This window comes from Virgibacillus proomii, assembly GCF_018916875.1.
In the GTDB taxonomy this organism is placed as follows: domain Bacteria; phylum Bacillota; class Bacilli; order Bacillales; family Amphibacillaceae; genus Virgibacillus; species Virgibacillus proomii_B.
This window is the reverse complement of sequence record NZ_JAHLNO010000021.1, coordinates 126,616-150,546: the sequence shown is the minus strand read 5'-3', so window position 1 is coordinate 150,546 and position 23,931 is coordinate 126,616. Positions and strand designations below refer to the sequence as shown.

Annotated in this window: 20 protein-coding genes, 1 rRNA gene, 1 pseudogene and 2 other annotated features (1 of these 24 only partly in view); all 22 genes and pseudogenes read left to right on the top strand. The window is 37.5% G+C overall.

What is annotated here, in order from left to right; genetic code table 11:
• Positions 1 to 212: 212 nt before the first annotated feature.
• The 22 genes and pseudogenes from rrf to rplA all read left to right on the top strand — a co-directional run bounded on the left by rrf (position 213) and on the right by rplA (position 23,866).
• A 5S ribosomal RNA gene (gene rrf, locus KQI21_RS12775) occupies positions 213 to 328 on the top strand.
• Between the two features lie 987 nt (positions 329 to 1,315).
• Positions 1,316 to 1,646 (top strand): annotated as a pseudogene (locus KQI21_RS16250) (transposase).
• Between the two features lie 825 nt (positions 1,647 to 2,471).
• Positions 2,472 to 3,161, top strand: coding sequence for an MgtC/SapB family protein (locus tag KQI21_RS12770; protein WP_216484563.1), 690 nt, complete (start codon positions 2,472 to 2,474; stop codon positions 3,159 to 3,161).
• A gap of 638 nt (positions 3,162 to 3,799) precedes the next feature.
• A complete protein-coding gene (locus KQI21_RS12765; protein ID WP_216484551.1) occupies positions 3,800 to 4,267 on the top strand; it encodes a CtsR family transcriptional regulator in 468 nt (155 codons plus the stop codon).
• A 12-nt stretch (positions 4,268 to 4,279) separates the two neighbouring features.
• Positions 4,280 to 4,825 carry a protein-arginine kinase activator protein McsA gene (mcsA, locus tag KQI21_RS12760; protein ID WP_216484550.1) on the top strand — a complete coding sequence of 182 codons (546 nt, stop codon included), beginning with the start codon at positions 4,280 to 4,282 and terminating at the stop codon, positions 4,823 to 4,825.
• Complete coding sequence (gene mcsB / locus KQI21_RS12755) at positions 4,822 to 5,886, top strand: protein-arginine kinase McsB (protein ID WP_216484549.1); 1,065 nt, start codon at positions 4,822 to 4,824, stop codon at positions 5,884 to 5,886. The genes mcsA and mcsB overlap by 4 nt, the downstream gene beginning before the upstream one ends.
• A 19-nt stretch (positions 5,887 to 5,905) precedes the next feature.
• On the top strand, positions 5,906 to 8,332 hold the full coding sequence (gene clpC, locus KQI21_RS12750; protein WP_216484548.1) for an ATP-dependent protease ATP-binding subunit ClpC: 2,427 nt from the start codon (positions 5,906 to 5,908) through the stop codon (positions 8,330 to 8,332).
• Positions 8,333 to 9,278: 946 nt separating this feature from the next.
• Complete coding sequence (locus tag KQI21_RS12745) at positions 9,279 to 9,485, top strand: hypothetical protein (RefSeq protein WP_216484547.1); 207 nt, start codon at positions 9,279 to 9,281, stop codon at positions 9,483 to 9,485.
• A 749-nt stretch (positions 9,486 to 10,234) separates the two neighbouring features.
• A complete protein-coding gene (gene radA / locus KQI21_RS12740; RefSeq protein ID WP_216484546.1) occupies positions 10,235 to 11,608 on the top strand; it encodes a DNA repair protein RadA in 1,374 nt (457 codons plus the stop codon).
• A gap of 163 nt (positions 11,609 to 11,771) precedes the next feature.
• Positions 11,772 to 12,863: a PIN/TRAM domain-containing protein gene (locus KQI21_RS12735; protein ID WP_216484562.1), complete on the top strand. Its 1,092-nt coding sequence runs from the start codon at positions 11,772 to 11,774 to the stop codon at positions 12,861 to 12,863.
• 423 nt (positions 12,864 to 13,286) lie between these two features.
• On the top strand, positions 13,287 to 14,756 hold the full coding sequence (gltX, locus tag KQI21_RS12730; RefSeq protein WP_216484545.1) for a glutamate--tRNA ligase: 1,470 nt from the start codon (positions 13,287 to 13,289) through the stop codon (positions 14,754 to 14,756).
• 46 nt (positions 14,757 to 14,802) lie between these two features.
• Positions 14,803 to 15,018 (top strand) — a binding site (T-box leader).
• Between the two features lie 939 nt (positions 15,019 to 15,957).
• Positions 15,958 to 16,659 carry a serine O-acetyltransferase gene (gene cysE, locus KQI21_RS12725; RefSeq protein WP_216484544.1) on the top strand — a complete coding sequence of 234 codons (702 nt, stop codon included), beginning with the start codon at positions 15,958 to 15,960 and terminating at the stop codon, positions 16,657 to 16,659.
• Between the two features lie 5 nt (positions 16,660 to 16,664).
• On the top strand, positions 16,665 to 18,065 hold the full coding sequence (gene cysS, locus KQI21_RS12720; RefSeq protein ID WP_216484543.1) for a cysteine--tRNA ligase: 1,401 nt from the start codon (positions 16,665 to 16,667) through the stop codon (positions 18,063 to 18,065).
• 2 nt (positions 18,066 to 18,067) lie between these two features.
• The gene (locus KQI21_RS12715) at positions 18,068 to 18,508 is read left to right on the top strand and encodes a Mini-ribonuclease 3 (protein ID WP_216484542.1); all 441 of its coding nucleotides are present in this window, start codon (positions 18,068 to 18,070) and stop codon (positions 18,506 to 18,508) included.
• Entirely contained in the window at positions 18,468 to 19,211 is a 744-nt protein-coding gene (gene rlmB, locus KQI21_RS12710; protein WP_216484541.1) for a 23S rRNA (guanosine(2251)-2'-O)-methyltransferase RlmB, read from the top strand. The genes KQI21_RS12715 and rlmB overlap by 41 nt, the downstream gene beginning before the upstream one ends.
• A gap of 3 nt (positions 19,212 to 19,214) precedes the next feature.
• Complete coding sequence (locus KQI21_RS12705; RefSeq protein ID WP_216484540.1) at positions 19,215 to 19,724, top strand: NYN domain-containing protein; 510 nt, start codon at positions 19,215 to 19,217, stop codon at positions 19,722 to 19,724.
• 107 nt (positions 19,725 to 19,831) lie between these two features.
• Positions 19,832 to 20,482: an RNA polymerase sporulation sigma factor SigH gene (gene sigH, locus KQI21_RS12700; protein ID WP_253291457.1), complete on the top strand. Its 651-nt coding sequence runs from the start codon at positions 19,832 to 19,834 to the stop codon at positions 20,480 to 20,482.
• A gap of 715 nt (positions 20,483 to 21,197) precedes the next feature.
• Positions 21,198 to 21,347 carry a 50S ribosomal protein L33 gene (rpmG, locus tag KQI21_RS12695; RefSeq protein WP_216484538.1) on the top strand — a complete coding sequence of 50 codons (150 nt, stop codon included), beginning with the start codon at positions 21,198 to 21,200 and terminating at the stop codon, positions 21,345 to 21,347.
• A 110-nt stretch (positions 21,348 to 21,457) separates the two neighbouring features.
• Positions 21,458 to 21,625 carry a preprotein translocase subunit SecE gene (gene secE, locus KQI21_RS12690; protein WP_077318964.1) on the top strand — a complete coding sequence of 56 codons (168 nt, stop codon included), beginning with the start codon at positions 21,458 to 21,460 and terminating at the stop codon, positions 21,623 to 21,625.
• Between the two features lie 176 nt (positions 21,626 to 21,801).
• A complete protein-coding gene (gene nusG, locus KQI21_RS12685; protein ID WP_077318965.1) occupies positions 21,802 to 22,338 on the top strand; it encodes a transcription termination/antitermination protein NusG in 537 nt (178 codons plus the stop codon).
• A 159-nt stretch (positions 22,339 to 22,497) separates the two neighbouring features.
• The gene (gene rplK / locus KQI21_RS12680) at positions 22,498 to 22,923 is read left to right on the top strand and encodes a 50S ribosomal protein L11 (RefSeq protein WP_216484537.1); all 426 of its coding nucleotides are present in this window, start codon (positions 22,498 to 22,500) and stop codon (positions 22,921 to 22,923) included.
• Between the two features lie 247 nt (positions 22,924 to 23,170).
• Positions 23,171 to 23,866, top strand: coding sequence for a 50S ribosomal protein L1 (gene rplA, locus KQI21_RS12675; RefSeq protein ID WP_216484536.1), 696 nt, complete (start codon positions 23,171 to 23,173; stop codon positions 23,864 to 23,866).
• A 51-nt stretch (positions 23,867 to 23,917) separates the two neighbouring features.
• Positions 23,918 to 23,931, top strand: a sequence feature (ribosomal protein L10 leader region); it runs 131 nt beyond the window's last position.

Here is a 23,931-nt window from a genome sequence, read left to right as displayed (position 1 = left end):
GGTTCGAGGTAGAAGCGTGGTGACACGTGAAGCTGACGAATACTAATCGATCGAGGACTTAACTAAATCAAAATGGGAAGATAGTCGTTGAATGATCTCTTATTTAGTTTTTAAGGTATCATCCACATTTTTTGATAAAAAGACTTGCTTTTTTTACGAAAACAATTATAATAAGGCTTGTGCCTATTTTTTAGAAAAACATAAACATCATGTCTGGTAGCAATAGCGGAGAGGTCACACCTGTTTCCATACCGAACACAGAAGTTAAGCTCTCCAGCGCCGATGGTAGTTGGGGCTTTGCCCCTGCAAGAGTAGGACGCCGCCAGGCATATTAAGGAAAAACTGACCTTTTTAAAATGGTCAGTTTTTTGTTGTTGTAACTATGAAAACCCAAGGCTTAGCCTATGGTTCAAAAAGCTTCAAGCGAGGTATTAAAAAAACTCCTCCATGGTGCTAAAATATTTATTGTTTGCCAACCAAATAAAAGCATACGGAGGAGTTTATATGTCCAAGGACACTAATAGTTTAGCACACAAAGTGGAATTGTAAGTACCATATCGTATTTGTATGCGTCCCAAGTTTTTCTCGACATGGTGATAAAGCCAATACTTTCAGTACTCTATTAATGTACGCTTATTCCACTACCGCGCTATCGCTTGGTGGCCTCCGTTTTTTAGAAAGGATTTAAAGAACCTTACTAAAAATGGAGGAAGATCGGAAGCTCTTAACCAATTGACCTATGGCAGTGGAATGGGCTTGATATAAGGAGATTGCGCCTTGTTTCATAACGCACTGCTTGGTGTAGTATTTCTGACATTCTCACGATATGTTTCACTTCCCGTAGTTTCTCACACTTCTGTGCTGTTGGTTTAAATAAGCATCCCTTCATGTCTGATTTAAGATCCCTTGCTTGATTTTCCCCATTGCTTCTCCTCCTTCAGCGCTCCAATGCATGCCTCTTTGTTTCATGCTTCACGATACGTACATTCACTGGCTAATTCAGCTACTTTTACTTCTACCAATGGAACGGTTTTACAATCCTCTCTTTTCACCAACCAGCCAGATGCCTGCTCCTCCTTCTTTATCGCTTGATCTATATGTGAAATACTTCCCCTAACAAATCTGAAAACAAGTTATACATATAGCTTTGGATACTTTCTTCTGCTTCAATAAAATCTTTTGTATTCTTTATTATCTCGTACAGTTTTGAGATAATGTTCTTCATAAGAAGGTCTCTCTTTTCATGATGTATTTGCCTGGAAGCATACATCTATCATAGAGTACCTTCTTTCTTTTTTTCCACAATTTTTTCTAAATCATCTCGAGAAATATTTTACATATACAAGTATTCCGAAGACAAGTTAATTATGGAAAGATTAAAAAAGTTATAGGGGAAATATTAAGGACTTTATGTAAAAGAAAATTTGATGATATTTGATCGTCATGCCAATTTAAAATATCGATATGGGAACCGAAAATTTTGGTGTACAGGATATTATGTAGATACAGTAGGAGAAACAAGAGAAAAATAGAAGAATATATTTGAAATCAGATACAAGATGATATAGTCGTGAGAACAATTAGGCATGAAAGAATATATTAATCCATTTACCGGTGAAGAGATAAAGAAGAAACGACATAAGTGAGCAAGAAGGCCTTTTGAGGTTTGGCCAGTAGAAGTAGTACATAAGGCAAACCGTTCAGTAGCCCTTTAGGGTTTGGTCAGTAACAAGGTCTTCCAGCCGAGAGAATACCACCCGTTAGCACAGGGGTATTTATTGTTAATAGGTGGGTAAGCTGTTTCCTATAAGACCCCCCCTCGCTTAGAAGAAGCCTACTAGTTAAAGAATAAGCTAGATACATGGTTTAAAGTAAGTAACAAAGATGCCATAAAATCAAGCTTGGAATCTTGTATGGAAGCTATGAAAAACTCTAATTTGGAAGCATTTCAGTGTATAAAGGGGACATTTCAACGTAGGAAGAAGAAATCATACATTCGTTTATGTATCCATTTAACAATGGGTATATTAAAGGAGTAAATAATACCATAAAAGTGTTAAACGTAATTCATTTGGAATTAAAAGCTATGAGCGAATGAAAAAGAAAATATTGTGGCAACAAGAAGTTAAAAAAATCATGTAAAGCCAAAAGAGATGGTGGAAGTTTCCACCACCTCATTTGACAGAGAACCGTTTTATATGATAACAGCACCTAAAATTTAAAAACTATGTAAGTAGTGAAATAAAAGTGTTTTCTAACATATATATTCTTTTATAGACGTTGTTCAAAAACTCCATAAAGTGGTTTTTCAGGATGTTGTGACCTTAATCGACCTTAGTTAGGTCAATTTCTCTTTTTGAATAAACACTTGTATAGACGAAATTTTCATACTATACAAGTTATATTTTTAAGGTAGAATGAATTTAACTTATTAACTAAAGTAATGTAAGGAGGGATAATCATTGAAAGAGATGGTGCACGAATTATTGGGGGATAACTTTTATATCATATTGACACGTCTACTGATAGCATTAGTTCTAGCAGGAGTAATTGGATTCGAACGGGAGTTAAAAAATCACTCTGCAGGTTTTCGAACACATATTTTAGTGGGTGTAGGTTCTTGTTTAATGATGCTGTTATCATTATTTGGTTTTGAAATGTTTCTAGAGGAATATGATAATATTCGTTTTGACCCTGCCAGAATTCCTTCTTATGTAATTAGTGGAATCGGCTTTCTTGGTGCTGGGACAATTATTGTTTATGGAGGAACGATAAGAGGATTAACTACTGCCGCTTCCATATGGACAGTTGCAGGTTTAGGATTAGTTGTTGGTGCAGGGATGTACGCAGCTGCTGTATTGACAACAGTAATTATTTTACTTAGTCTTATATTTCTCAATAATTTTGAACGTTTATTTCAACGTGGAAAAGCTCCCAATGTCATTCAAATTGTTACTCTACCGGATGTTCAGATAAATGAAGTAGTTAAAGTATTTGATAAGTTCAATATAGCCATAAAAAAAGTGGAGGTATCAAAAGTCGAAAATAATTTGAGAAATATCTTTATCGTTATGGAAAATAATCCGGAATTGGATCGGATTTCTTTATTTGACGAAATAGCTCATGTCGATTATGTAAAAAATGTAACAGAGCTAACATAATCGTATAATTACACCTGCTAGTAGCACGTATACTGGTAGTTTTTTTCAAGTAAATAAATTTTATTTCACATTTAAGCTGCGGTAGGACTCCGATTTCAAGAGTGATATGCCCGAGAGTTTAGCCTTTGTTCCACTATAGGAAAGTATAAAACTTTATGGTTTATAGTATAAGAAAAACTATAGCTTTCGCCAGAAAGACTTGGCGACAAGCCAAGTTTTTCTAATATTTTTTATCAGAGGGGATGAAGAAAAAAGATCCACTGAATGAAGTTTCACTTTATGCATCTTTGTTTTTTTAGATGTTCAAAAAGTATAAAACCATAGCATATAAAGTTTCGTTTTTACAGATAGTCGTAACGAGGCAATCTTCTGTTCCAGAGGATTGATAGTCATCTTTTTCAATCTACCTGCATTAGTGAACAATAATCCCATCTTTTGTTGTAAGCAAAAATAGTAATTTTCATTCCAGCCTTATAAAATATAATCGTCTGTTGATATTTGGTTTTGTATTCGTGATTTTTGTCTAAAATAAACATATACAATGTATTTGCATCTTCGTTAAATTCCCGTATAATAAGGGTATAGTCAAAGATAGTCAAAGTCAAAAGTATAAGGCTAAAGTAAAAGGGGGTGGGCATATGAGTAATATATCAGATATCATTGAGCGATATTTAAAAAAAATCCTTCAACAAAAAGGGAAAAATGTAATTGAAATTAAACGAAGCGAGATTGCTGACCAATTTAAATGTGTCCCCTCACAAATTAACTATGTGATTAATACTCGTTTTACAGTGGAAAAAGGGTATATAGTAGAAAGTAAGCGAGGCGGTGGCGGTTATATTCGAATTATCCGAGTGACTCATCAAGATAAGTCAAAGCTGATTGATGAAATCATTGAAATGATTAACCCTTCTGTTTCACAACAAAAAGCATTAGGTGTATTAGAACGATTATTAGAGGAAGAACTGGTCACAGAACGAGAAGCTAAAATTATGTTAAGTGCTATTAAACGAAGTACATTGGCGTTTAAGTTACCATTAAGAGATGAAGTACGAGCTCGTGTATTAACATCAATGTTAACGACACTCAAGTACCTAAATAAGTAAGGGGTGGTATAAATGGAATGTCAAGAATGCCATGAGCGGCCCGCGACAGTTCATTTTACACAAGTTATTCAAGGACAAAAAATGGAGGTTCATGTTTGCAAAGTGTGTGCAAAGGAAATGGGTTACATGAGTTACCCCGAAGAAGGACATTCATTGCATAATTTACTTTCCGGACTCTTTAATTTTGATACCTCAGGCTTAACTAAACCTCAAGGGAAAAGCTATCAACAACTACACGATTTACAATGTCCTAAATGTGAGATGACATTTTCGCAATTTAAACAAGTTGGTAAATTTGGCTGTGCTGTGTGTTATGAAACTTTTAATGACAGGTTAGATCCTATTTTTCGAAGGGTACATGCAGGTAATGTGAAGCATAATGGGAAAATACCAAAACGTCAAGGAGGACATTTGCATAAAAAGAAACAGCTGAAGGACTTAAAAGCACATTTGAAGAAACTAGTAGAGAACGAGGAATTTGAAGAGGCGGCAAAAGTAAGAGATCAAATACGTGAATTAAGTCAGCAGGATGATTCAGAGGCAGGTGACCAAGCATGACACTGCAACACTTTATGAACGAAGCAATTAGCCCCTGGATGCGAAAAGAAGGACCCGATAGTGATATTGTATTAAGCAGTAGAATCCGGCTTGCACGTAACTTTGCAAATGTCGCTTATCCCATTGTAGCCGATCCAAGTCAACTAGAGGAAATTCGTAGTTTTTTTAAAGAAAAATACGAAGGTAAATCTTTCGGGGCATACAAGAATTTTGCATTTCTATCCATTCGTGATTTAACCGTGATAGAGAAACGCGTTCTAGTCGAAAAGCATTTGATAAGCCCGTTATTGGCCAAACATTCTGAGTCTGCAGCAGCACTAATATCAGAAAACGAACAAGTGTCCCTTATGATAAATGAAGAAGACCATATACGCTTGCAATTATATGTTCCGGGTTTTCAGCTATCTGAAGCATTGCAACAAGCCTTTGAAATAGACGATTGGTTGGAAGAAAAAATTAATTATGCATTTGATGAAAAGCGTGGATATTTAACAAGTTGTCCTACAAATGTAGGTACGGGGATGCGGGCATCAGTTATGATGCATTTACCAGCACTAGTTGTAACGAAACAAATTAATCGCATGCTTCCGGCAATTAACCAGTTAGGCCTTGTAGTAAGGGGTATTTACGGTGAAGGTAGTGAAGCGCAAGGTAATATTTTTCAAATATCCAATCAAATAACATTAGGAAAACCAGAAGCGGATATTGTAGCTGATTTGCAAAGTGTGGTAAAGCAATTAATTGAGTATGAGCGTTATGCAAGAGAACAGTTAATAAAACAATTAGGAGTTCAATTAGAAGATCGTATTTATCGTTCATACGGTGTATTGGAGTACGCTCGAATCATCGAGTCTCAAGAGGCCGCTGCTTGCTTATCCAATGTTCGTCTAGGAATTGACTTAGGGTTAATAAAAAATATTTCACGGAATATATTAAATGAATTAATGATATTGACACAGCCAGGTTTTTTACAACAATATGCTAAAAAGACTTTAAATGCAAATGAACGTGACCAATTACGAGCATCACTTATTCGCCAACGCTTACAATTAGAGCAATAGCTAAGGAGGTAATTTTTATATGATGTCTGGACGTTTTACAGAAAGAGCACAAAAAGTATTTGCACTAGCTCAGGAAGAAGCTGTTCGACTGGGTCATAACAATATTGGAACGGAGCATATTCTTTTAGCTCTTGTTCGTGAGGGAGAGGGTATTGCTGCTAAAGCATTACAATCCCTAGGTTTGGAAGTTTCCAAAATTCAGCAGGAAGTAGAGAATTTAATTGGTATTGGCAAGCAACCGATGCAAACGATCCATTATACGCCACGGGCCAAAAAAGTAGTAGAGCTTTGTCAAGATGAAGCAAGAAAGCTCGGACACTCCTATGTAGGTACGGAGCATATTCTTCTTGGTCTTATCCGTGAAGGAGAAGGTGTTGCTGCCAGAGTATTAAATAATTTAGGGGTCAGTCTTAACAAGGCAAGACAACAAGTGCTACAGTTGTTAGGGAGCAATGAGTCGCAAGCAAATCGTCAAGGTCGTGGACAGCAATCAAATGCTAACACACCAACACTTGATTCCCTTGCTCGTGATCTTACCGATAGTGCAAAAGAGGGGAATATTGATCCAGTTATCGGACGTAGCAAGGAAATTGAACGTGTCATTCAAGTGTTAAGTCGACGTACGAAAAATAATCCGGTTTTAATTGGTGAACCTGGGGTTGGTAAGACAGCTGTTGCAGAAGGGCTTGCACAACAAATTGTTAACAACGAGGTTCCGGAAACGTTACGGGATAAACGAGTAATGACACTTGATATGGGTACTGTAGTTGCAGGTACTAAGTATCGCGGGGAATTTGAGGATCGTTTAAAAAAGGTAATGGAAGAAATTCGCCAAGCTGGTAATATCATTCTATTTATAGATGAGCTTCATACCTTAATCGGTGCTGGCGGTGCAGAAGGAGCAATTGATGCTTCCAATATATTAAAGCCTTCTCTTGCCCGTGGTGAATTGCAATGTATTGGTGCAACAACGTTAGATGAATATCGTAAATATATTGAAAAGGATGCTGCTCTAGAGCGCAGGTTCCAGCCCATTCAAGTAAATGAACCTACGTTAGAAGAAACAGTACAAATTTTAAAAGGCTTACGTGATCGTTACGAGGCGCACCATCGTGTGACGATTACCGATGAAGCTATTAATGCTGCAGTAAACCTATCTGACCGCTATATTACGGATCGCTTTCTTCCTGATAAAGCAATTGATCTCATTGATGAAGCTGGCTCCAAAGTGCGTTTGCGTTCTTATACGGTTCCGCCAAATCTAAAAGAGCTAGAACAGAAGCTGGAAGAGGTTCGCAAGGAAAAAGATGCAGCTGTACAAAGCCAAGAATTTGAAAAAGCTGCTTCACTTCGCGATTCTGAACAGCGACTTCGTGAGGAAGTAGAGGAAACAAAGCGAAAATGGAAGGAAAAACAAGGCCAAATGGACTCAGAGGTCACGGTTGAGGACATAGCAAGCGTTGTATCCATATGGACAGGAGTACCTGTTTCTAAATTGACAAAAGATGAAAGTGACCGCTTATTAAATCTAGAAAAAATCCTTCATAATCGTGTTATCGGTCAAGAAGAGGCCGTAAACGCGATCGCTAAGGCTATTCGAAGGGCTCGGGCAGGTTTAAAAGATCCGAAGCGACCAATTGGCTCATTTATTTTCTTAGGGCCAACAGGGGTTGGAAAAACAGAATTAGCCAGAGCATTGGCTGAGGCAATGTTTGCAGATGAGGATGCGATGATTCGAATTGATATGTCTGAGTATATGGAAAAACACGCGACCTCTCGCTTGGTTGGTTCTCCTCCCGGCTATGTTGGTTATGAAGAAGGCGGTCAGTTGACAGAAAAAGTACGTAGAAAACCGTATTCCGTTGTATTGTTAGATGAAATTGAAAAGGCACATCCAGAGGTATTTAACATTTTATTACAAGTACTTGAAGATGGACGATTAACTGATTCAAAGGGTCGTGTAGTAGACTTTCGCAACACGGTGCTGATCATGACATCAAACGTTGGAGCTAGTGAATTGAGACGAAATAAATACGTTGGCTTTAATATTGGAGACGAAAGCCAAGAATATAAGGATATGAAGGCAAAAGTCATAGATGAATTGAAAAAAGCCTTTCGCCCAGAATTTTTAAACCGTATTGACGAAACCATTGTGTTCCATTCCTTAGAGAAAAAGCATATGAAGAGCATTGTCATACTCATGATTGAACAGTTACAGCGTCGTCTGAAAGAACAAGGGATTGAATTTTCACTAACTGATAAAGCAATTGAAAAAATTGCTAATGAAGGATTTGATCCTGAATATGGTGCAAGGCCGCTTCGTCGTTCCATTCAAAAGAATATAGAAGATTTATTATCAGAGGAGCTTTTGAAGGGAACCATTGCTAAAGGACAAAAAGTAAAGATAGGCTTGAATAATAAAGGGGCATTTATTATTCTCAAATAACACTTATAACCAATAGACTAATAAAGTGAAACTTCTATCAGTAGGAATTTTCCTACACCCCCTGCTGATAGAAGTAGAACAAAGACTAAAAACTCGGGCTTCCTTGAAAGAAAAGCACTTTTCCTGCGTGCAATTGTCGCTGTTCAAGCTTCCTTGTCCATGAAAAACCGCGGTGTATTGCTGCTGTAGCAACTCTGTCCTATCAATTCGAATGAATTGGCATTTAGGAGAGCCGTTCCCTCCACCTAGACTTCTTTGTATTCTCTATCACTATTGAAGTGGGAGTCTTACCGCATCTTACATTCGTGATAAACGGGAAGTAGCTAAATAAAGCTTCTTTATATAGCCTTCCACAAGGTTTTTGTGGAAGGTGTTTTATCCGTATAAAACAGCATTCATTTTCTTTTGTCAGGGAAGCCTTTAAACAAATATCGGATGGAAATAAAGAAAGTCCCCTAGAAGGGATGTTCAAAAAGGCGGTCAAAAATGACATAATGAATTTCTCCATGTGTTAGAATCAATAAAATTTAAGCTAAATCAATGCCGTAAATTTTTTAGAGTTTAAGTATTTGTTAACTGGGACTAACTCCTCAAAAGATTAGCGCTAGCCAAGTTTTTTTTTTTGCCTAGGAAATAATATCCGTTTCTGTATGGTGGATAACTTTTTTTCGTAGCTCCGTCGTTTACTAATGGTCGAGGTCTAGCAAACTTTCATTTTTTTTCCTACGATAAGTCGACATTGGCTCGAATCCAAAGGAAGGCCGACTAAAAGCCGGATTGCTACTCGGGCGTCGGCATACCCCTTTTTTAGAGACATGTTTCTTTTATCCCGAATGTAAGGGGCCGTATTTCCTACATTTGAAAAATGCTTATTATTTTCGATCTTTATGAGAGAAACGGCTCCTAAATTTCTGATTCGTTTGGGTCGACAGTCCAGAGCAGCTTCTTGAATAAGCATCGCACGCAGAAAAAGCGTCCTTCTTTTTCAAGGACAAGAAACAACCTGCGACAGCGATACATCGCACGTAGAAAAAGCGTCCTTCTTTTTCAAGGACAAGAAACAACCTGCGACAGCGATACATCGCACGCAGAAAAAGCGTCCTTCTTTTTCAAGGACAAGAAACAACCTGCGACAGCGATACATCGCACGTAGAAAAAGCGTCCTTCTTTTTCAAGGACAAGAAACAACCCGCGACAGCGATACATCGCACGCAGAAAAAGTGTTCTTCTTTTTCAAGGAGAAAAGCACTCCTTGAATGAAGTTACACGTTATCTCATCAGAAGACATTGGGTTTGTTCATCGCTCCTGAGCGCCTGTGCTTTTTGTTCTTTGCTTGTTTTTGGCGTTCTGTTGCTAAATGTAAGCTTTACGTTCACTGAAACTACGCCACGTCGCTCCTATAGTGTCCCAAACTTTCCGCATGAAGAACATAAAGAAAGTTGATTACACATTGCTTAGAAAATCAAGGTACTGAAGAGTTAGCAGTTACCCAATATGACGGATAAGTAAATACTCCTGGGTATGTTGAAACATTTTTTCTATACTAAAATATGTTAAACTTAATTCAATTAGAGATAAGAAGTAGTTCAAAAAATGGTAAAAATCCTAAATATGTTTCTCGACATGTAGCTAAAACATTCCGCTCATCCAAATCATCTTTGAATTTTTGATAATTTTCACCTTTTTAAAACAGAGAGAATTTAGATGTAATCAGCTTTACTAGAAGTTAAACTTAATTCTTTGTCTCCTAGTTGCAATCCTGTTAAAAACGCATAAATTCAACAGTAGCTCCTGAAAATTGTGGCAGGACTATGGAAATTCGTAGCTAAATTGATAGGAACCTGTAACCTAATGATTGCCAAAATCGTATATAATAGATAAATGAAGGGGTAGTGAGTAAGTTGGCAAAGCGTAAAACGAAATTTGTTTGTCAGGAATGCGGCTATGAGTCAGCAAAATGGATGGGAAAATGTCCTGGCTGCAATAATTGGAATACATTTGTTGAGGAAGTTGAAATTACAGGCGGGAGACAGAGCCATGCATTTCAAACGGGAAAAAGATCTGTGGGTAGACCTGAAAAGATAACAGCTATCAAAGCTCAAAAAGAACCAAGAATTACAACTAAAATGAAAGAATTCAATCGTGTACTTGGTGGTGGAATTGTTCCTGGTTCGCTCGTATTGATAGGCGGCGATCCTGGGATTGGTAAATCTACATTATTATTACAGATTTCTTCGCAATTAGCAGATAAGCAATTGTCGGTATTATACATTTCGGGTGAGGAATCAACTAGGCAGACAAAGTTACGGGCTGATCGTTTAGGGGTGACAGCTGATTCCTTATATGTCTTGGCAGAAACAAATCTGTTAGACATTACGAATCAAATTGAGGCAGTTAAGCCGTCTTTTGTTGTCATCGACTCGATCCAAACCATTTTTCGAGAAGAGATTTCTAGTGCTCCAGGTAGTGTTTCTCAAGTACGGGAATGTACAGCAGAGTTAATGAGAATTGCAAAAACGAACGGAATCCCAATCTTTATTGTGGGACATGTTACGAAAGAGGGGGCTATCGCAGGTCCTAGGCTGTTAGAGCATATGGTAGATGCAGTGCTTTATTTTGAAGGTGAACGTCACCATACGTATCGCATCTTACGCGGGGTAAAAAATAGATTTGGCAGTACGAATGAAATGGGAATTTTTGAAATGAAGGAAGAAGGGTTGCGTGAAGTTTTAAATCCTTCCGAAATATTCTTGGAAGAGCGTTCACAAGGTACATCAGGTTCGACTGTTGTTGCGTCAATGGAAGGAACAAGACCAGTTCTTGTCGAGGTTCAAGCGTTAATTTCCCCTTCGGCATTTGGAAACCCACGTAGAATGGCCACTGGAGTTGATCATAACCGCGTTTCATTGTTGATGGCAGTGCTTGAAAAACGTATAGGATTAATGCTGCAAAATCAGGATGCATATATTAAGGTTGCTGGTGGAGTGAAATTAGATGAGCCAGCCATTGATTTAGCCATTGCTGTTAGTATTGCTTCTAGCTTTAGGGATCAACCTACCAAGCCAGAAGATATTTTTATTGGGGAAGTAGGCTTAACTGGTGAAATTAGAAGGGTATCGAGAATTGAACAACGTATTCAGGAAGCGGCAAAGCTTGGCTTCAAACGAGTAATTTGCCCACAAAATAATTTAGGTGGTTGGACAATCCCCGGTCAAATTGAGGTCATCGGTGTGGATTCTGTGCAAGAAGCGCTGCAAATCGGAGTAAGTAGATAAGATAATCTATAATTTTCTGCTATTATATGATAATAATATAACCTATTATCAAATTTTTTACAGTAATAAAAAGAACGGTATATGGAAGGTATTTCACTTTATTACTTTTTAAGGATTATTTTTTTTCATCCTAGGCAATAATATAAGTTAGGAGGTGGCATTGCTGATGAAAAAGATTGTTCATCTATTTTTTATTATTTTAGGAGGCACCATCGGTTATTTGTATGTTCCGGTTATTTTAGCACTATTAAATATTGCCGATGTCAACTGGATATTATCCCCTTATGTGGGTATGATAACAGGTGCTATTATTTTCTTTCTCATTTCATATTGGCTTGTCGATTATATTGTAGGGTTTTTAAAGTGGATTGAAGAAGCGTTAATTCGTTTACCTGCGGGTGATTTATTTGCTGGAACATTAGGGCTGATGGGCGGTTTGATAATTTCCTATTTAATTACTATTCCTTTAAGGGATATTAATATTAAGCTAGTTTCACAAGTTCTTCCGCTATTTAGCACAGTCTTATTAGGATATTTAGGATTTCAGGTCGGATTTCGCCGGAGAGAAGAACTTGTAAGTATTTTAGCTATGAATAAACGGGAGAAACGTAAGGCTCCTGAAACCGATAACGCATTACCTGTGCAACCAAAAGCAAAGATTTTGGATACTAGTGTTATCATTGATGGTCGGATTGCTGATATTTGTCAGACAAACTTTTTAGAAGGAACGATTATTATTCCACAATTTGTACTAAGTGAATTGCAACATATTGCGGATTCTTCCGATGTATTAAAACGGAATCGCGGTCGTAGAGGTCTGGATGTGTTAAATCGTATTCAAAAAGAATTACCAGTAAAGGTAGAAATCTATGAAGGCGATTTTGAAGATATTCATGAAGTAGATAGTAAATTAATTAAGCTAGCAAAAGTAATTGATGGAATTGTTGTAACCAATGACTTTAATTTAAATAAAGTATGTGATTTACAAGGTGTGTCCGTTTTAAATATTAATGATTTGGCAAATGCAGTTAAACCAGTTGTATTACCAGGTGAAGAATTAGTTGTGCATGTCATTAAAGATGGGAAAGAACATAATCAAGGTATCGCATATCTTGATGACGGTACAATGATTGTTGTAGAAGAAGGCCGAGACTATATCGGAAAGACTATTGAAGTTCTAATAACAAGTGTGCTACAAACATCAGCCGGACGAATGATATTTGCTAAACCAAAATTACTTGAAAAAGCACTTTAAAAGGGGTATAACTTATAGAGGATAGACAAAAGTGATAACATCAATTGTTATCACTTTTGTTATACTATAAAGAAAAGTATAATTTTTATAGTGTAAAAGGAGTTAATCGACCTGGGTTGGCTAAGATCGTAACATCCTTTCAGACTTACTTATACTTGTAAGATTAGATTAGGGAAGCCATTGCAACCATTTCGTTTGTAAATGTTCATAAAAGCGAAGCGATTACGAGTAATATTTCACATCTAGTGTATATTTTTAGTCTGATATATTTATTAGTATGCTTTTACATGAACTGGCAGTCATACTTCCTCCAGACTTTAGCACAGGCAGATGGGGGGAAGCTGCATTTTACTAACTACCATGAAGATAGAGGGAATTCTCCGTGGTGGAAAGTCTCACTTTATAACAGAAAGGGGAAGAACCATGACAAATCAGGTTCGGGTACGCTATGCACCAAGCCCAACCGGCCATTTGCATATTGGAAACGCGCGTACAGCATTATTTAATTACTTATTTGCAAAGCATTTTTCTGGAAAAATGATTATTCGTATAGAGGACACAGATGAAAAGCGAAATGTTGCTGGAGGTGAAGAAAGCCAGCTTAAATTTTTAAAATGGTTAGGTATTGAATGGGACGAAGGAGCAGATATCGGTGGTGATTACGGTCCGTATCGCCAAATGGAACGGCTTGACATTTACAAAAAGTATGTGGATGACCTGTTAGAAAGAGGATTAGCATATAAATGTTATATGACTGAAGAGGAGCTGGAAGCAGAAAGAGAACAACAGCGTGCAAAAGGACAAGTTCCAAAGTATTCTGGTGCACATCGTGATTTAACCGAGGAGCAAATAGCTGCATTTGAACGGGAAGGTCGTTTACCTAGTATTCGTTTTCGGGTCCCCGAAAATAAAACGTATATCTTTAATGACCTAGTTCGAGACAATATTACATTTGAATCTAGTGATTTTGGTGACTGGGTTATCGTGAAGAAAAATGGGATTCCAACGTATAATTTTGCTGTAGCAATTGATGACCATTTAATGCATATTACACATGTTTTACGTGGAGAGGAGCATATTTCAAACACTCCGAAGCAAATAATGATCTATGAAGCATTTGGCTGGGAGCCGCCTAAATTTGGCCATATGACTTTAATTCTTAATGAAGAACGGAAAAAATTGAGTAAACGTGATCAGCATATTATCCAATTTATTGAACAATATCATGACTTAGGATACTTACCAGAGGCGCTGTTTAATTTTATTACATTATTAGGGTGGTCTCCAGTTGGAGAAGAAGAGATTTTTGATAAGAAAACATTAATTGACATATTTGATCCAAATCGTTTATCAACCTCAGCAGCGATATTTGACCGTCACAAATTAAAATGGATGAATAATGAATATATTAAAGCAGCTGATCTATCAAAAGTGATTGATTTGGCAATGCCGCATTTAGTAAAAGCAGGAAAATTACCTGAAGATATGGATGTTAAGACTAGAACTTGGGCAGAGAAGATCATTGCTTTGTATAAAAATCAATTACGATATGGAGCAGAGATTGTAGCCTTAACCGACTTGTTTTTCACCAAAGATCTTTCTTTAGATGATGCTGCCTGGGAAGTGTTGCAAGGAGAACAAGTTCCAGAAGTTTTACAAGTGTTTACAGATAAGTTGATTCATTTGGATGATTTTTCTCAGGATAAGATTAAGGCTCAAATCAAAGCAACGCAAAAAGAGACGGGTCACCGTGGTAAAAAATTGTTTATGCCAATTCGTGTAGCGACTACTGGTCAAACGCATGGACCTGAGCTGCCGGCGTCTATCGAACTACTTGGAAAAGACCTTGTGATTAACCGATTGGATACAATTTTAAAAAAGCTTGAGGCTTAATGATTCACAACTTATGAAAAATGTAATATAGTATTACTACACAAATAAAAGAGCGTTGATGAGGGAAAGTAGGAAGTAAATCGCTTATACAGAGAGAATCGCCTTGGCTGGAAGTGATTTTAAGCATTGCTTTTGAAGTGCTCCTCGGAGTCCGTTATGGAAATGAGTACATAACGGCGGTACTTACCGTTATAAGCATGAAGTTGGAAGGAGACCATCTCCTTCAAACAGAGTGGAACCGCGCAAAACAAGCGTCTCTGAATGAAATATACAGAGGCGCTTGTTTTTATTTTTGTTTAGGAATTTATAAAGTTTGTTTATTGTGGGTAATTTTTGTTTAACAATTATCAATATCCAGCATTTGCGCTTGTCGGGCTGACCAGGTGCTTACGTTCTTATCTAGGAAATAATATCCGTTTCTACAAGGTGGTTAACTTTTTGAGCTTTAAGCGCTCAAATTGTAGCAAACTTCGCTTTTCTTCCTACGATAAGCCAATATCGGTTCGAATCTAAAGGAAGGCCGGCTAAAAGCGAGCTTGCCGTAAAGCGTCGGCATACTCCCTGTTTTAGAGGCATATTTCCTTGATCCCGTCAGAAGCTTTCCAGTTTGTAAGTCACTATCCTAGCGCTTCTAGCTTTTGTTCTATGTAAAAGCTGCTAAAAAGGATTATCAAGCTAAGGAATTAAGGGCTTCGTTTCATCGAGTGGAAGGCTTGCGCTGCCTTAGAAAAGAGGTGCTGGAAACAAGCAATAAATAATATTTGCTATACTATGTAATTGCTTTTTATGTAGAACATTAAAATTTTTGCTGCGTTACCTTAACATCAGCAGCCACCATAATTTTTTACATTCTCTGTACCAAGAAATTCGTTATCTCATTTTGATGACTTTTTAATAACCCTTTGAAAGTTTAAACCTTTAAAATCATATGTTTTACAAACAAGGTTTAACATTTTCGTAAAGGTAAATATATAACGTTGAAGTTGTTAGTCTTAAGTATAGATGTAATAGCAGACTGTCTGTCATAGAGAATTTTAGAACCGGTCAAAGTTTCTTTTTACACTATAGGAAAGTATAAAACTTTATCGTTTATAGTATAAGAAAAACTATAGCTTTCGCCATAAAGACTTGGCGATAAGCCAAGTTTTTCTAACAAGGAATAAATTAACGTCTATCCTGCATCTATAAAAGGTTCACTTTTATGTTTTTTTACCGTAAAGAGAAGGAGGTTAACCAAGTGGGAATATGGAAAAGAATGAAGGAAGATATGGATGTGGTGTTTGAACAGGATCCGGCTGCTCGTTCCTATTTTGAAGTTTTCTTAACCTATTCAGGACTGCATGCTGTTTGGTGGCACCGAGTCGCTCATATGTTTTATAGGCGGAGAATGTTTTTTATTGCACGTGCAATATCTCAGCTGAATCGCTTTTTAACAGGGATCGAAATTCATCCTGGTGCAATTATCGGTCGTCGTTTATTTATTGATCATGGAATGGGAGTTGTCATTGGAGAAACTTGCGAAATTGGTGATAATGTCACCATATTTCAAGGAGTCACTTTAGGTGGTACAGGAAAAGAAAAAGGGAAAAGACATCCCACTGTAAAAGACAATGCGCTCATTGCTACAGGTGCAAAGGTTCTTGGTTCTATAACCATTGGCAAAAGCGCTAAGGTCGGGGCTGGGTCTGTTGTGCTGAAGGATGTACCGGATCATGCAACCATAGTGGGTGTTCCGGGAAAAGTAGTGAGGCAGCACGGGGAAAAGATTAGAAAAGACCTCGACCATCATAAACTACCTGATCCAGTTGCAAATCGTTGTGAGCATTTACAACAAGAGATTGATGAATTAAGGGCGGAAATAGCTGAATTAAAAGAAATAGTTAAAGGGAAAGAAGGGGAATAGATACGATGTCTATAAAAATCTATAATACGATTACACGTAAAAAAGAAGTATTTACGCCTTTACAGCCAGGGAAGGTAAGTATGTATGTTTGCGGACCTACCGTATACAACTATATTCATATCGGTAACGCACGACCTGCAATTGTCTTTGATACGGTAAGACGCTATTTAGAGTATAACGGTTTTAAAGTAGACTATGTGCTTAATTTTACGGATGTAGATGATAAAATAATTAAAGTTGCTAATGAACTTGGAATAGAAGTGCCTGAGGTAGCAGACCGATTTATTTCAGCTTATTTAGAGGATGTAGGAGCTCTAGGTGTAAAGAAAGCGACGCATAACCCGCGAGTGACGGAAGCGATGGATGATATTATTGCCTTCATTCAAGCACTTGTTGAAAAAGGATATGCCTATGAGGCTAACGGAGATGTTTATTTTAAACCGAGAGAATTTACTGGATATGGGAAGCTATCGCATCAATCCATTGATGAATTACGTTCAGGTGCAAGAATACAAGTAGGTGAAAAGAAAACAGACCCATTGGATTTTGCGTTATGGAAGGAAGCAAAAGAAGGAGAAATTTCCTGGGATTCTCCATGGGGGAAAGGCCGTCCAGGTTGGCATATTGAGTGCTCTGCAATGGTAAAAAAATATTTAGGAGAAACGATTGATATTCATGCAGGGGGACAGGATCTTGCCTTTCCTCATCATGAGAATGAGATTGCTCAATCAGAAGCACTCACAGGAAAAACATTTGCTAATTACTGGATGCATAATGGTTATATTAATATTAACAATGAAAAAATGTCAAAGTCACTAGGCAATTATTTGCTTGCAAGAGATTTAATCAATAAATATGACCCTCAAGTTATTCGCTTTTTTATGTTAAGTGTTCATTACCGTCATCCGATTAACTTTACGGAAGAATTACTAGAGAGCGCAGAAAATAGCTTAGATCGAATAAAAACAGCCTATTTTAATTTAGAGCACCGGAAAACGTCTAGTCTTGATTTAGTAGATCATAAAGATGAATGGCTGGAAAAACTGGCTACGTGGCGGGAACAATTTGAAGCGGAAATGGACGATGATTTTCATACAGCAAATGCTATTTCTGTTCTGTTTGAGGTCGCAAGAGAAGCCAACGTTTATGTACAGATGAAACAAACTTGCAGTCAGGTGATTGATGATTTTCAAGACACCATTCGTTCATTTTTAAATATCCTTGGGATTGAGTTAGAAGTAGAAACTGACTTGCTTGATGAGGAAATTGAGAAATTAATTGAAGAACGTAATGAAGCAAGAAAAAATCGCGATTTTGCGCGTGCCGATGAAATTAGAGATATGCTAAAAGCTAAAAATATAATTTTAGAAGATACACCTCAAGGGGTTAGATGGAAAAGAGGATAGAAATGGATGTTGATGTAAAACAAATGAAAAGCCTTGCTCTCGCTTACATGGGAGATGCTGTTTATGAATTGTATGTAAGGGATTATCTTCTAAAACAGGGTCAAGTAAAACCGCAACAGCTGCATCAAAGAGCTATTAAATATGTATCAGGAAAAGCTCAGGCAGCTGTTGTGTTGCACTGGCTGAAATCGGGAACACTAACAAAAGAAGAAGAAAGAATAGTTACTAGAGCTCGGAATGCAAAATCCGGATCGATCCCCAAAAATATGAATGTACAAATGTATCGTTATAGTACAGCATTTGAAGCGTTGGTTGGTTATCATTATTTACAAAAAAACGAGAATCGACTAGTCCAGCTTTTACAAGAGGCAATGGAACAAACAGAAAGGAGTGAGCATGAGCATGGAGAAGGAACTAATTATCGGGAAAAACCCAGTCATTGAAGCATTAAAGTCAGGTAGATCTGTAAATAAAGTATTCGTATCCGAGCATCTAAACGCGAACGCTCAAGCAAAGATTTATCAGTTAGGTAAAAAGGCCGGAACAGTTGTTCAGAAAGTTCCAAAGCAAAAAATAGATCAGCTGACGGGTGGCAATCATCAAGGAGTTGTCGCTTATGTAGCACCATATGACTATGCTTCTTTGGACGAGCTATTTCAACGAGCAAAGCAAAAGGATGAAGCACCTTTCTTGCTTATTTTAGATGAATTGGAGGATCCGCATAATTTAGGGTCGATTTTACGTACTGCTGACGCGGTAGGGGCTCATGGTGTTATTATTCCAAAACGGCGTTCCGTTGGCTTAACTGCAACTGTAGCTAAAACGGCAGCAGGAGCACTTGAACATGTTCCGGTTGCTAGAGTCACAAATATTGCTAATACTATTGATGAGTTAAAGGAACGACATATTTGGGTAGTAGGAACAGAGGCAAATGCAAAAGAAGATTATCGACAGTTGGAGGGAACTTTACCGCTCGCTATCGTTATTGGTAATGAAGGAAAAGGAATGAGTCGATTAGTTCGAAAAAAATGCGATTGGATGGTTCGTTTGCCTATGAAAGGAAAGGTCTCTTCCCTTAACGCTTCTGTTGCCTGTAGTTTACTATTATACGAGGTCTATCGTAAAAGATACCCTTATGGTGAATAGTGTATGGTTGTTTTAATAGTTGATGGCTACAACATGATAGGAGCATGGGAAGAACTCCAAAAATTAAAAGATAGTGATATTGGACAGGCTAGAGATCGTTTGATTGAATTAATGGCTGAATATCAAGCATTTTCAGGACATCGCGTTATTATTGTATTTGATGCTTACTATGTACGGGGAATAGCAAGTAAAATGAAGGCCTATAATGTAGAAATTATCTTCACAAAGGAAAAAGAAACAGCAGATGAATGTATTGAAAAATTAGTCAAGCAAGTTAAAGATATTCGAACTCAAGTATATGTTGCTACTTCAGACTATGCGGAGCAGCGCACTATTTTTGCAAGTGGCGCTCTGCGCAAATCAGCACGTGAATTAGGCATGGAAATAAAAAATATTAAAAAGGAAATAGATACAACGATTAAGGATCATCACAAGCAAAAAGTGCATACAAAACTCACGTTGGACGATGAGACATTAAGAAAATTTGAAAAATGGAGAAGGGGAAAATTGTAAATTTTATATAAATTTAGGCAAATACTACTCCTTCCAGTATTGACGACTTTAAAGCGCTTCCTGTATAATAAGCTTTAAATTGAGTGCGGGGTAGTCGGGGGGTCATCTTGGTGAATCTCAAACAGGAGATTAGCGATAAGCAATTAAACAGGCTGGATGATGAGGGGATTGTGCAGCTTATTCATCAAGGGAATAGCCGTGCCTTGGATTATTTAATACATAAGTATCGGAATTTTGTACGTGCGAAAGCGCGCACCTACTTCTTAATTGGTGCAGATAAAGAGGATATTGTGCAAGAGGGAATGATCGGATTATATAAAGCTATCCGTGATTATGATGGTGAAAAGTTGTCATCGTTTAAGGCATTTGCTGAGTTATGTGTAACAAGACAAATTATAACTGCAATTAAGACAGCGACAAGACAGAAGCATATTCCTTTAAACTCTTATGTTTCCTTGGACAAGCCTATTTATGATGAAGAGACAGATCGCACCTTATTGGATGTGATTGCTGGTTCTAAGTCGATTGATCCACAAGAACTCTTAATTAGTCAAGAAAAATATGGCGACATGGAAATGAAATTATCCGAATTACTAAGTGAATTAGAGAAAAAAGTACTTCGACTTTATTTAGACGGTAAAACGTATCAGGAAATGTCAGTTGATTTAAAGCGGCATGTAAAATCGATTGATAATGCACTACAACGAGTAAAGCGCAAGCTGGAGCAGCTTATAGAAGGAACGGAAATTTCGTTATGAATTCAAGTTACAAAGGAATTAAAAGGGTCCAAATTTCAAAGCTGTAAGTAGTGCCCATTTAGTAAGCCGTAAAATGTTATAAGGCAGTGAATGAGCTGCTAAGCTAAAATTTTATACATTATGTAAAGAGAAGTTTGCTAACCTATTACGCGTGACGATTATCTCGTTGCACTTATCGTTGAAGATAAAGGGAAACTTCATTTAAGGACTACGTTTCTCTTGTACTATAGAAAGTATAAAATTTTATGGTTTATAGTATAAGAAAAACTACAGCTTTCGCTAAAGACTTGGCGACAAGCCAAGTTTTTCTAAAAAGAGCAGATCAAAGGCTAAGTTCGCAGACGTCCTTGAAAAAACCACGATGTATTGCTGACGTAGTTTCCTTGTCCTTAATAAAAACCGCGGTGTAGGGCTGTTGTAGCATACGCTGTCGTGTAGATTCAAACGAATCGGACATTTAGGTGTTGTTATCACAGCAACCCGCCTTTTTGTTTTAAAGACAGTAAGTGATATAGACCTGACATCTTACATTTGGTATTACGCAGTGCTGTCTTAACTTAACCTTGAAAATTATATTTATTCTAATGTGTGAAAAATTCCATGTGTTATTTTTGTCAGACTTCTTAAACATCTTAATATAGGGATACATTGACACATTTTTCTAACCATGCTAGAGTAAAATAGTATAGAAAGCTCTCCGGTTTGAGGTGAAGCGATGAAAAAGAAAGTAGCTTTAGCATGTACAGTGTGTGCCAGCAGAAATTATACCACGAGCAAAAATGTGTCTACACAACCTGTGCGGCTGAAAGTAAATAAATATTGTAAAGTTTGTGGGAAACATACGTTACATCGAGAAACAAAGTAACAGTTTTGAGTTATAAGAGACGTAAAGGAAAATCGTTTTTAATATACAGCATCACTTTCATCTGCTATATTCGATGGAGGTCGTGATTTTCAGGTGTAGGGGGTACAAGCATGTTTCGTTTCTTGAAAAACGTTTCAAGGGAAATGAAAAAAGTTAGTTGGCCAAGTGGCAAAGAGCTTACTAGTTATACAATCACTGTTATTTCTACAGTAGCTTTTGTAGCCTTGTTCTTCTTTTTAATTGACCTTGGAATTACACAAATTCTGAATTTGCTTTAAGATAGATTGAATATTTACTTGTGAATTATGCTATAATGATATGTAATAAGAGATTATTTAAAACCCGGTCACTATCGGGTTTTTTAAGTTGGAAGCGAATTTATCGTCGGCTAGCGCAGGAAATGGATAGATTAATCTAAAGGGAGGAAAGGACAGAACAAGTTGTCCAAATAACCATGGAAAAAAATTGGTATGTCGTGCATACTTACTCCGGATATGAAAATAAAGTGAAAATGAATCTGGAAAAACGAGTGAAATCGATGGGGATGGAAGACAAAATCTTTCGCGTTATCGTACCAGAAGATGAAGAAACAGAAATAAAAAATGGGAAAAAGAAAGTAACCAAGAAAAAGTTTTTCCCAGGCTATGTATTAACTGAGATGATTATGACAGATGATTCTTGGTACGTCGTTCGTAACACCCCAGGAGTAACGGGGTTTATTGGTTCCAGCGGCGGGGGAACAAAACCAACCCCATTGCTGCCAGATGAAGTCGAAAGTATTTTAAAACGCATGGGCGTGGCGGACAAAACAGTACAATTTGACTTTGAGCTAAAAGAAAATGTACGTGTAACAGATGGTCCGTTTACTGACTTTACTGGTACGATTGAAAATATTGATACGGACAAGCAAAAAGTGAAAGTGCATGTTAATATGTTTGGCCGGGAAACACCTGTAGAATTGGACTTTTCTCAAATTGAAAAGCTAGCATAGCTCATTTAGTTTGTAGAATAACCCCCTTGCATTTTTTCATTATTCATGCTAAAATTTTTTTGTTATTCATGCATCTATCCATAGGCTAGAGCAAATAAGAGTGGGAGGGGAAATAAGAGCCCCTATTACCACATCACGGACTTTAAGGAGGTGTGTCTCGTGGCTAAAAAAGTAATTAAACTGGTAAAACTTCAAATCCCGGCTGGAAAAGCAAACCCGGCACCGCCAGTAGGACCGGCATTAGGTCAAGCAGGTGTTAACATCATGGGATTTTGTAAAGAATTTAACGCACGTACGCAAGATCAAGCGGGTATGATTATCCCTGTTGAGATAACGGTATTTGAAGACCGTTCGTTTACATTTGTTACAAAAACTCCACCTGCAGCCGTACTGTTGAAAAAAGCAGCAGGCATTGATACTGCTTCAGGTGAACCTAATCGTAATAAAGTTGCAACAGTAAAACGCGATAAGGTGAAAGAAATCGCAGAAACGAAGATGCCTGATTTAAATGCTGCTGATGTAGAAGCAGCGATGCGCATGGTTGAAGGAACTGCACGCAGCATGGGGATTAACATCGAAGACTAATTGTTGCGAATTGGTAAATTAGCACGGGATTAGTAGATGCTAGTTCGCTTTCGTTTTGTTGCAGATTAGTGTGTTAGAAGATTAGCTAATACGTGGGTTGCGGTTGGAGTCTCCTCGCAACCTTTTTCTTGAAGATGGTAATTTAGCCCAATAGCTAGGTTATCTTCTTAAACTTTATAAAAGTGGTGTTCAGCTTTTATAAGTGGGAGGTACTACCGTTATAACCACATTCGAGGAGGAAATAAAGATGGCTAAAAAAGGAAAAAAGTATCAAGAAGCAGCTAAGCTTGTTGATCGCACAAAAGCATATGATGTAGCTGAAGCAATTACTCTTGTAAAAGAGACGGCAAAAGCAAATTTTGATGAAACAGTAGAAGCTGCTTTTCGTTTAGGTGTGGATCCTAAAAAGGCGGATCAGCAAATCCGCGGGGCGATGGTGTTGCCGCATGGAACAGGTAAAACACAACGTGTACTCGTTTTTGCTAAAGGTGAAAAAACAAAAGAGGCTGAGGCAGCTGGCGCTGATTATATAGGAGATGCGGATTATATCAATAAGATTAACCAAGGTTGGTTTGATTTTGATGTTGTCGTGGCAACTCCGGATATGATGGCAGAAGTTGGTAAGTTAGGAAGAGTTTTGGGACCAAAAGGATTAATGCCAAACCCAAAGACTGGAACAGTTACATTTGAAGTTGAAAAAGCAGTTCAGGATATTAAAGCTGGTAAAGTAGAATATCGTGTTGACAAGTCTTCCAATGTTCATGTTCCAATTGGTAAAGTTTCGTTTGATGAGCAAAAGCTTATTGAAAACTTTGTTGCTATTACGGAGACACTTATCAAAGCGAAGCCACAGGCTGCAAAAGGAAAATACATGAAAAACGCGTCTGTGTCATCTACCATGGGTCCAGGAATTCGCGTGGATGTTTCGGGCTTTGTACGCTAATTAGAAAAGTGTTGACTTTTTAGTGTTGTTTCGCTATACTTTGTTTTGTGAATAAAAGAATACGT

Coding starts and splice junctions, on each gene's coding strand:
- KQI21_RS12770 (WP_216484563.1), top strand. CDS start 2,472: ATGGTGCACGAATTATTGGGGGATAACTTTTATATCATATTGACACGT.
- KQI21_RS12765 (WP_216484551.1), top strand. CDS start 3,800: ATGAGTAATATATCAGATATCATTGAGCGATATTTAAAAAAAATCCTT.
- mcsA (WP_216484550.1), top strand. CDS start 4,280: ATGGAATGTCAAGAATGCCATGAGCGGCCCGCGACAGTTCATTTTACA.
- mcsB (WP_216484549.1), top strand. CDS start 4,822: ATGACACTGCAACACTTTATGAACGAAGCAATTAGCCCCTGGATGCGA.
- clpC (WP_216484548.1), top strand. CDS start 5,906: ATGATGTCTGGACGTTTTACAGAAAGAGCACAAAAAGTATTTGCACTA.
- gltX (WP_216484545.1), top strand. CDS start 13,287: ATGACAAATCAGGTTCGGGTACGCTATGCACCAAGCCCAACCGGCCAT.
- cysE (WP_216484544.1), top strand. CDS start 15,958: ATGTTTTTTTACCGTAAAGAGAAGGAGGTTAACCAAGTGGGAATATGG.
- cysS (WP_216484543.1), top strand. CDS start 16,665: ATGTCTATAAAAATCTATAATACGATTACACGTAAAAAAGAAGTATTT.
- KQI21_RS12715 (WP_216484542.1), top strand. CDS start 18,068: ATGGATGTTGATGTAAAACAAATGAAAAGCCTTGCTCTCGCTTACATG.
- rlmB (WP_216484541.1), top strand. CDS start 18,468: ATGGAGAAGGAACTAATTATCGGGAAAAACCCAGTCATTGAAGCATTA.
- KQI21_RS12705 (WP_216484540.1), top strand. CDS start 19,215: ATGGTTGTTTTAATAGTTGATGGCTACAACATGATAGGAGCATGGGAA.
- rpmG (WP_216484538.1), top strand. CDS start 21,198: ATGAAAAAGAAAGTAGCTTTAGCATGTACAGTGTGTGCCAGCAGAAAT.
- secE (WP_077318964.1), top strand. CDS start 21,458: ATGTTTCGTTTCTTGAAAAACGTTTCAAGGGAAATGAAAAAAGTTAGT.
- nusG (WP_077318965.1), top strand. CDS start 21,802: ATGGAAAAAAATTGGTATGTCGTGCATACTTACTCCGGATATGAAAAT.
- rplA (WP_216484536.1), top strand. CDS start 23,171: ATGGCTAAAAAAGGAAAAAAGTATCAAGAAGCAGCTAAGCTTGTTGAT.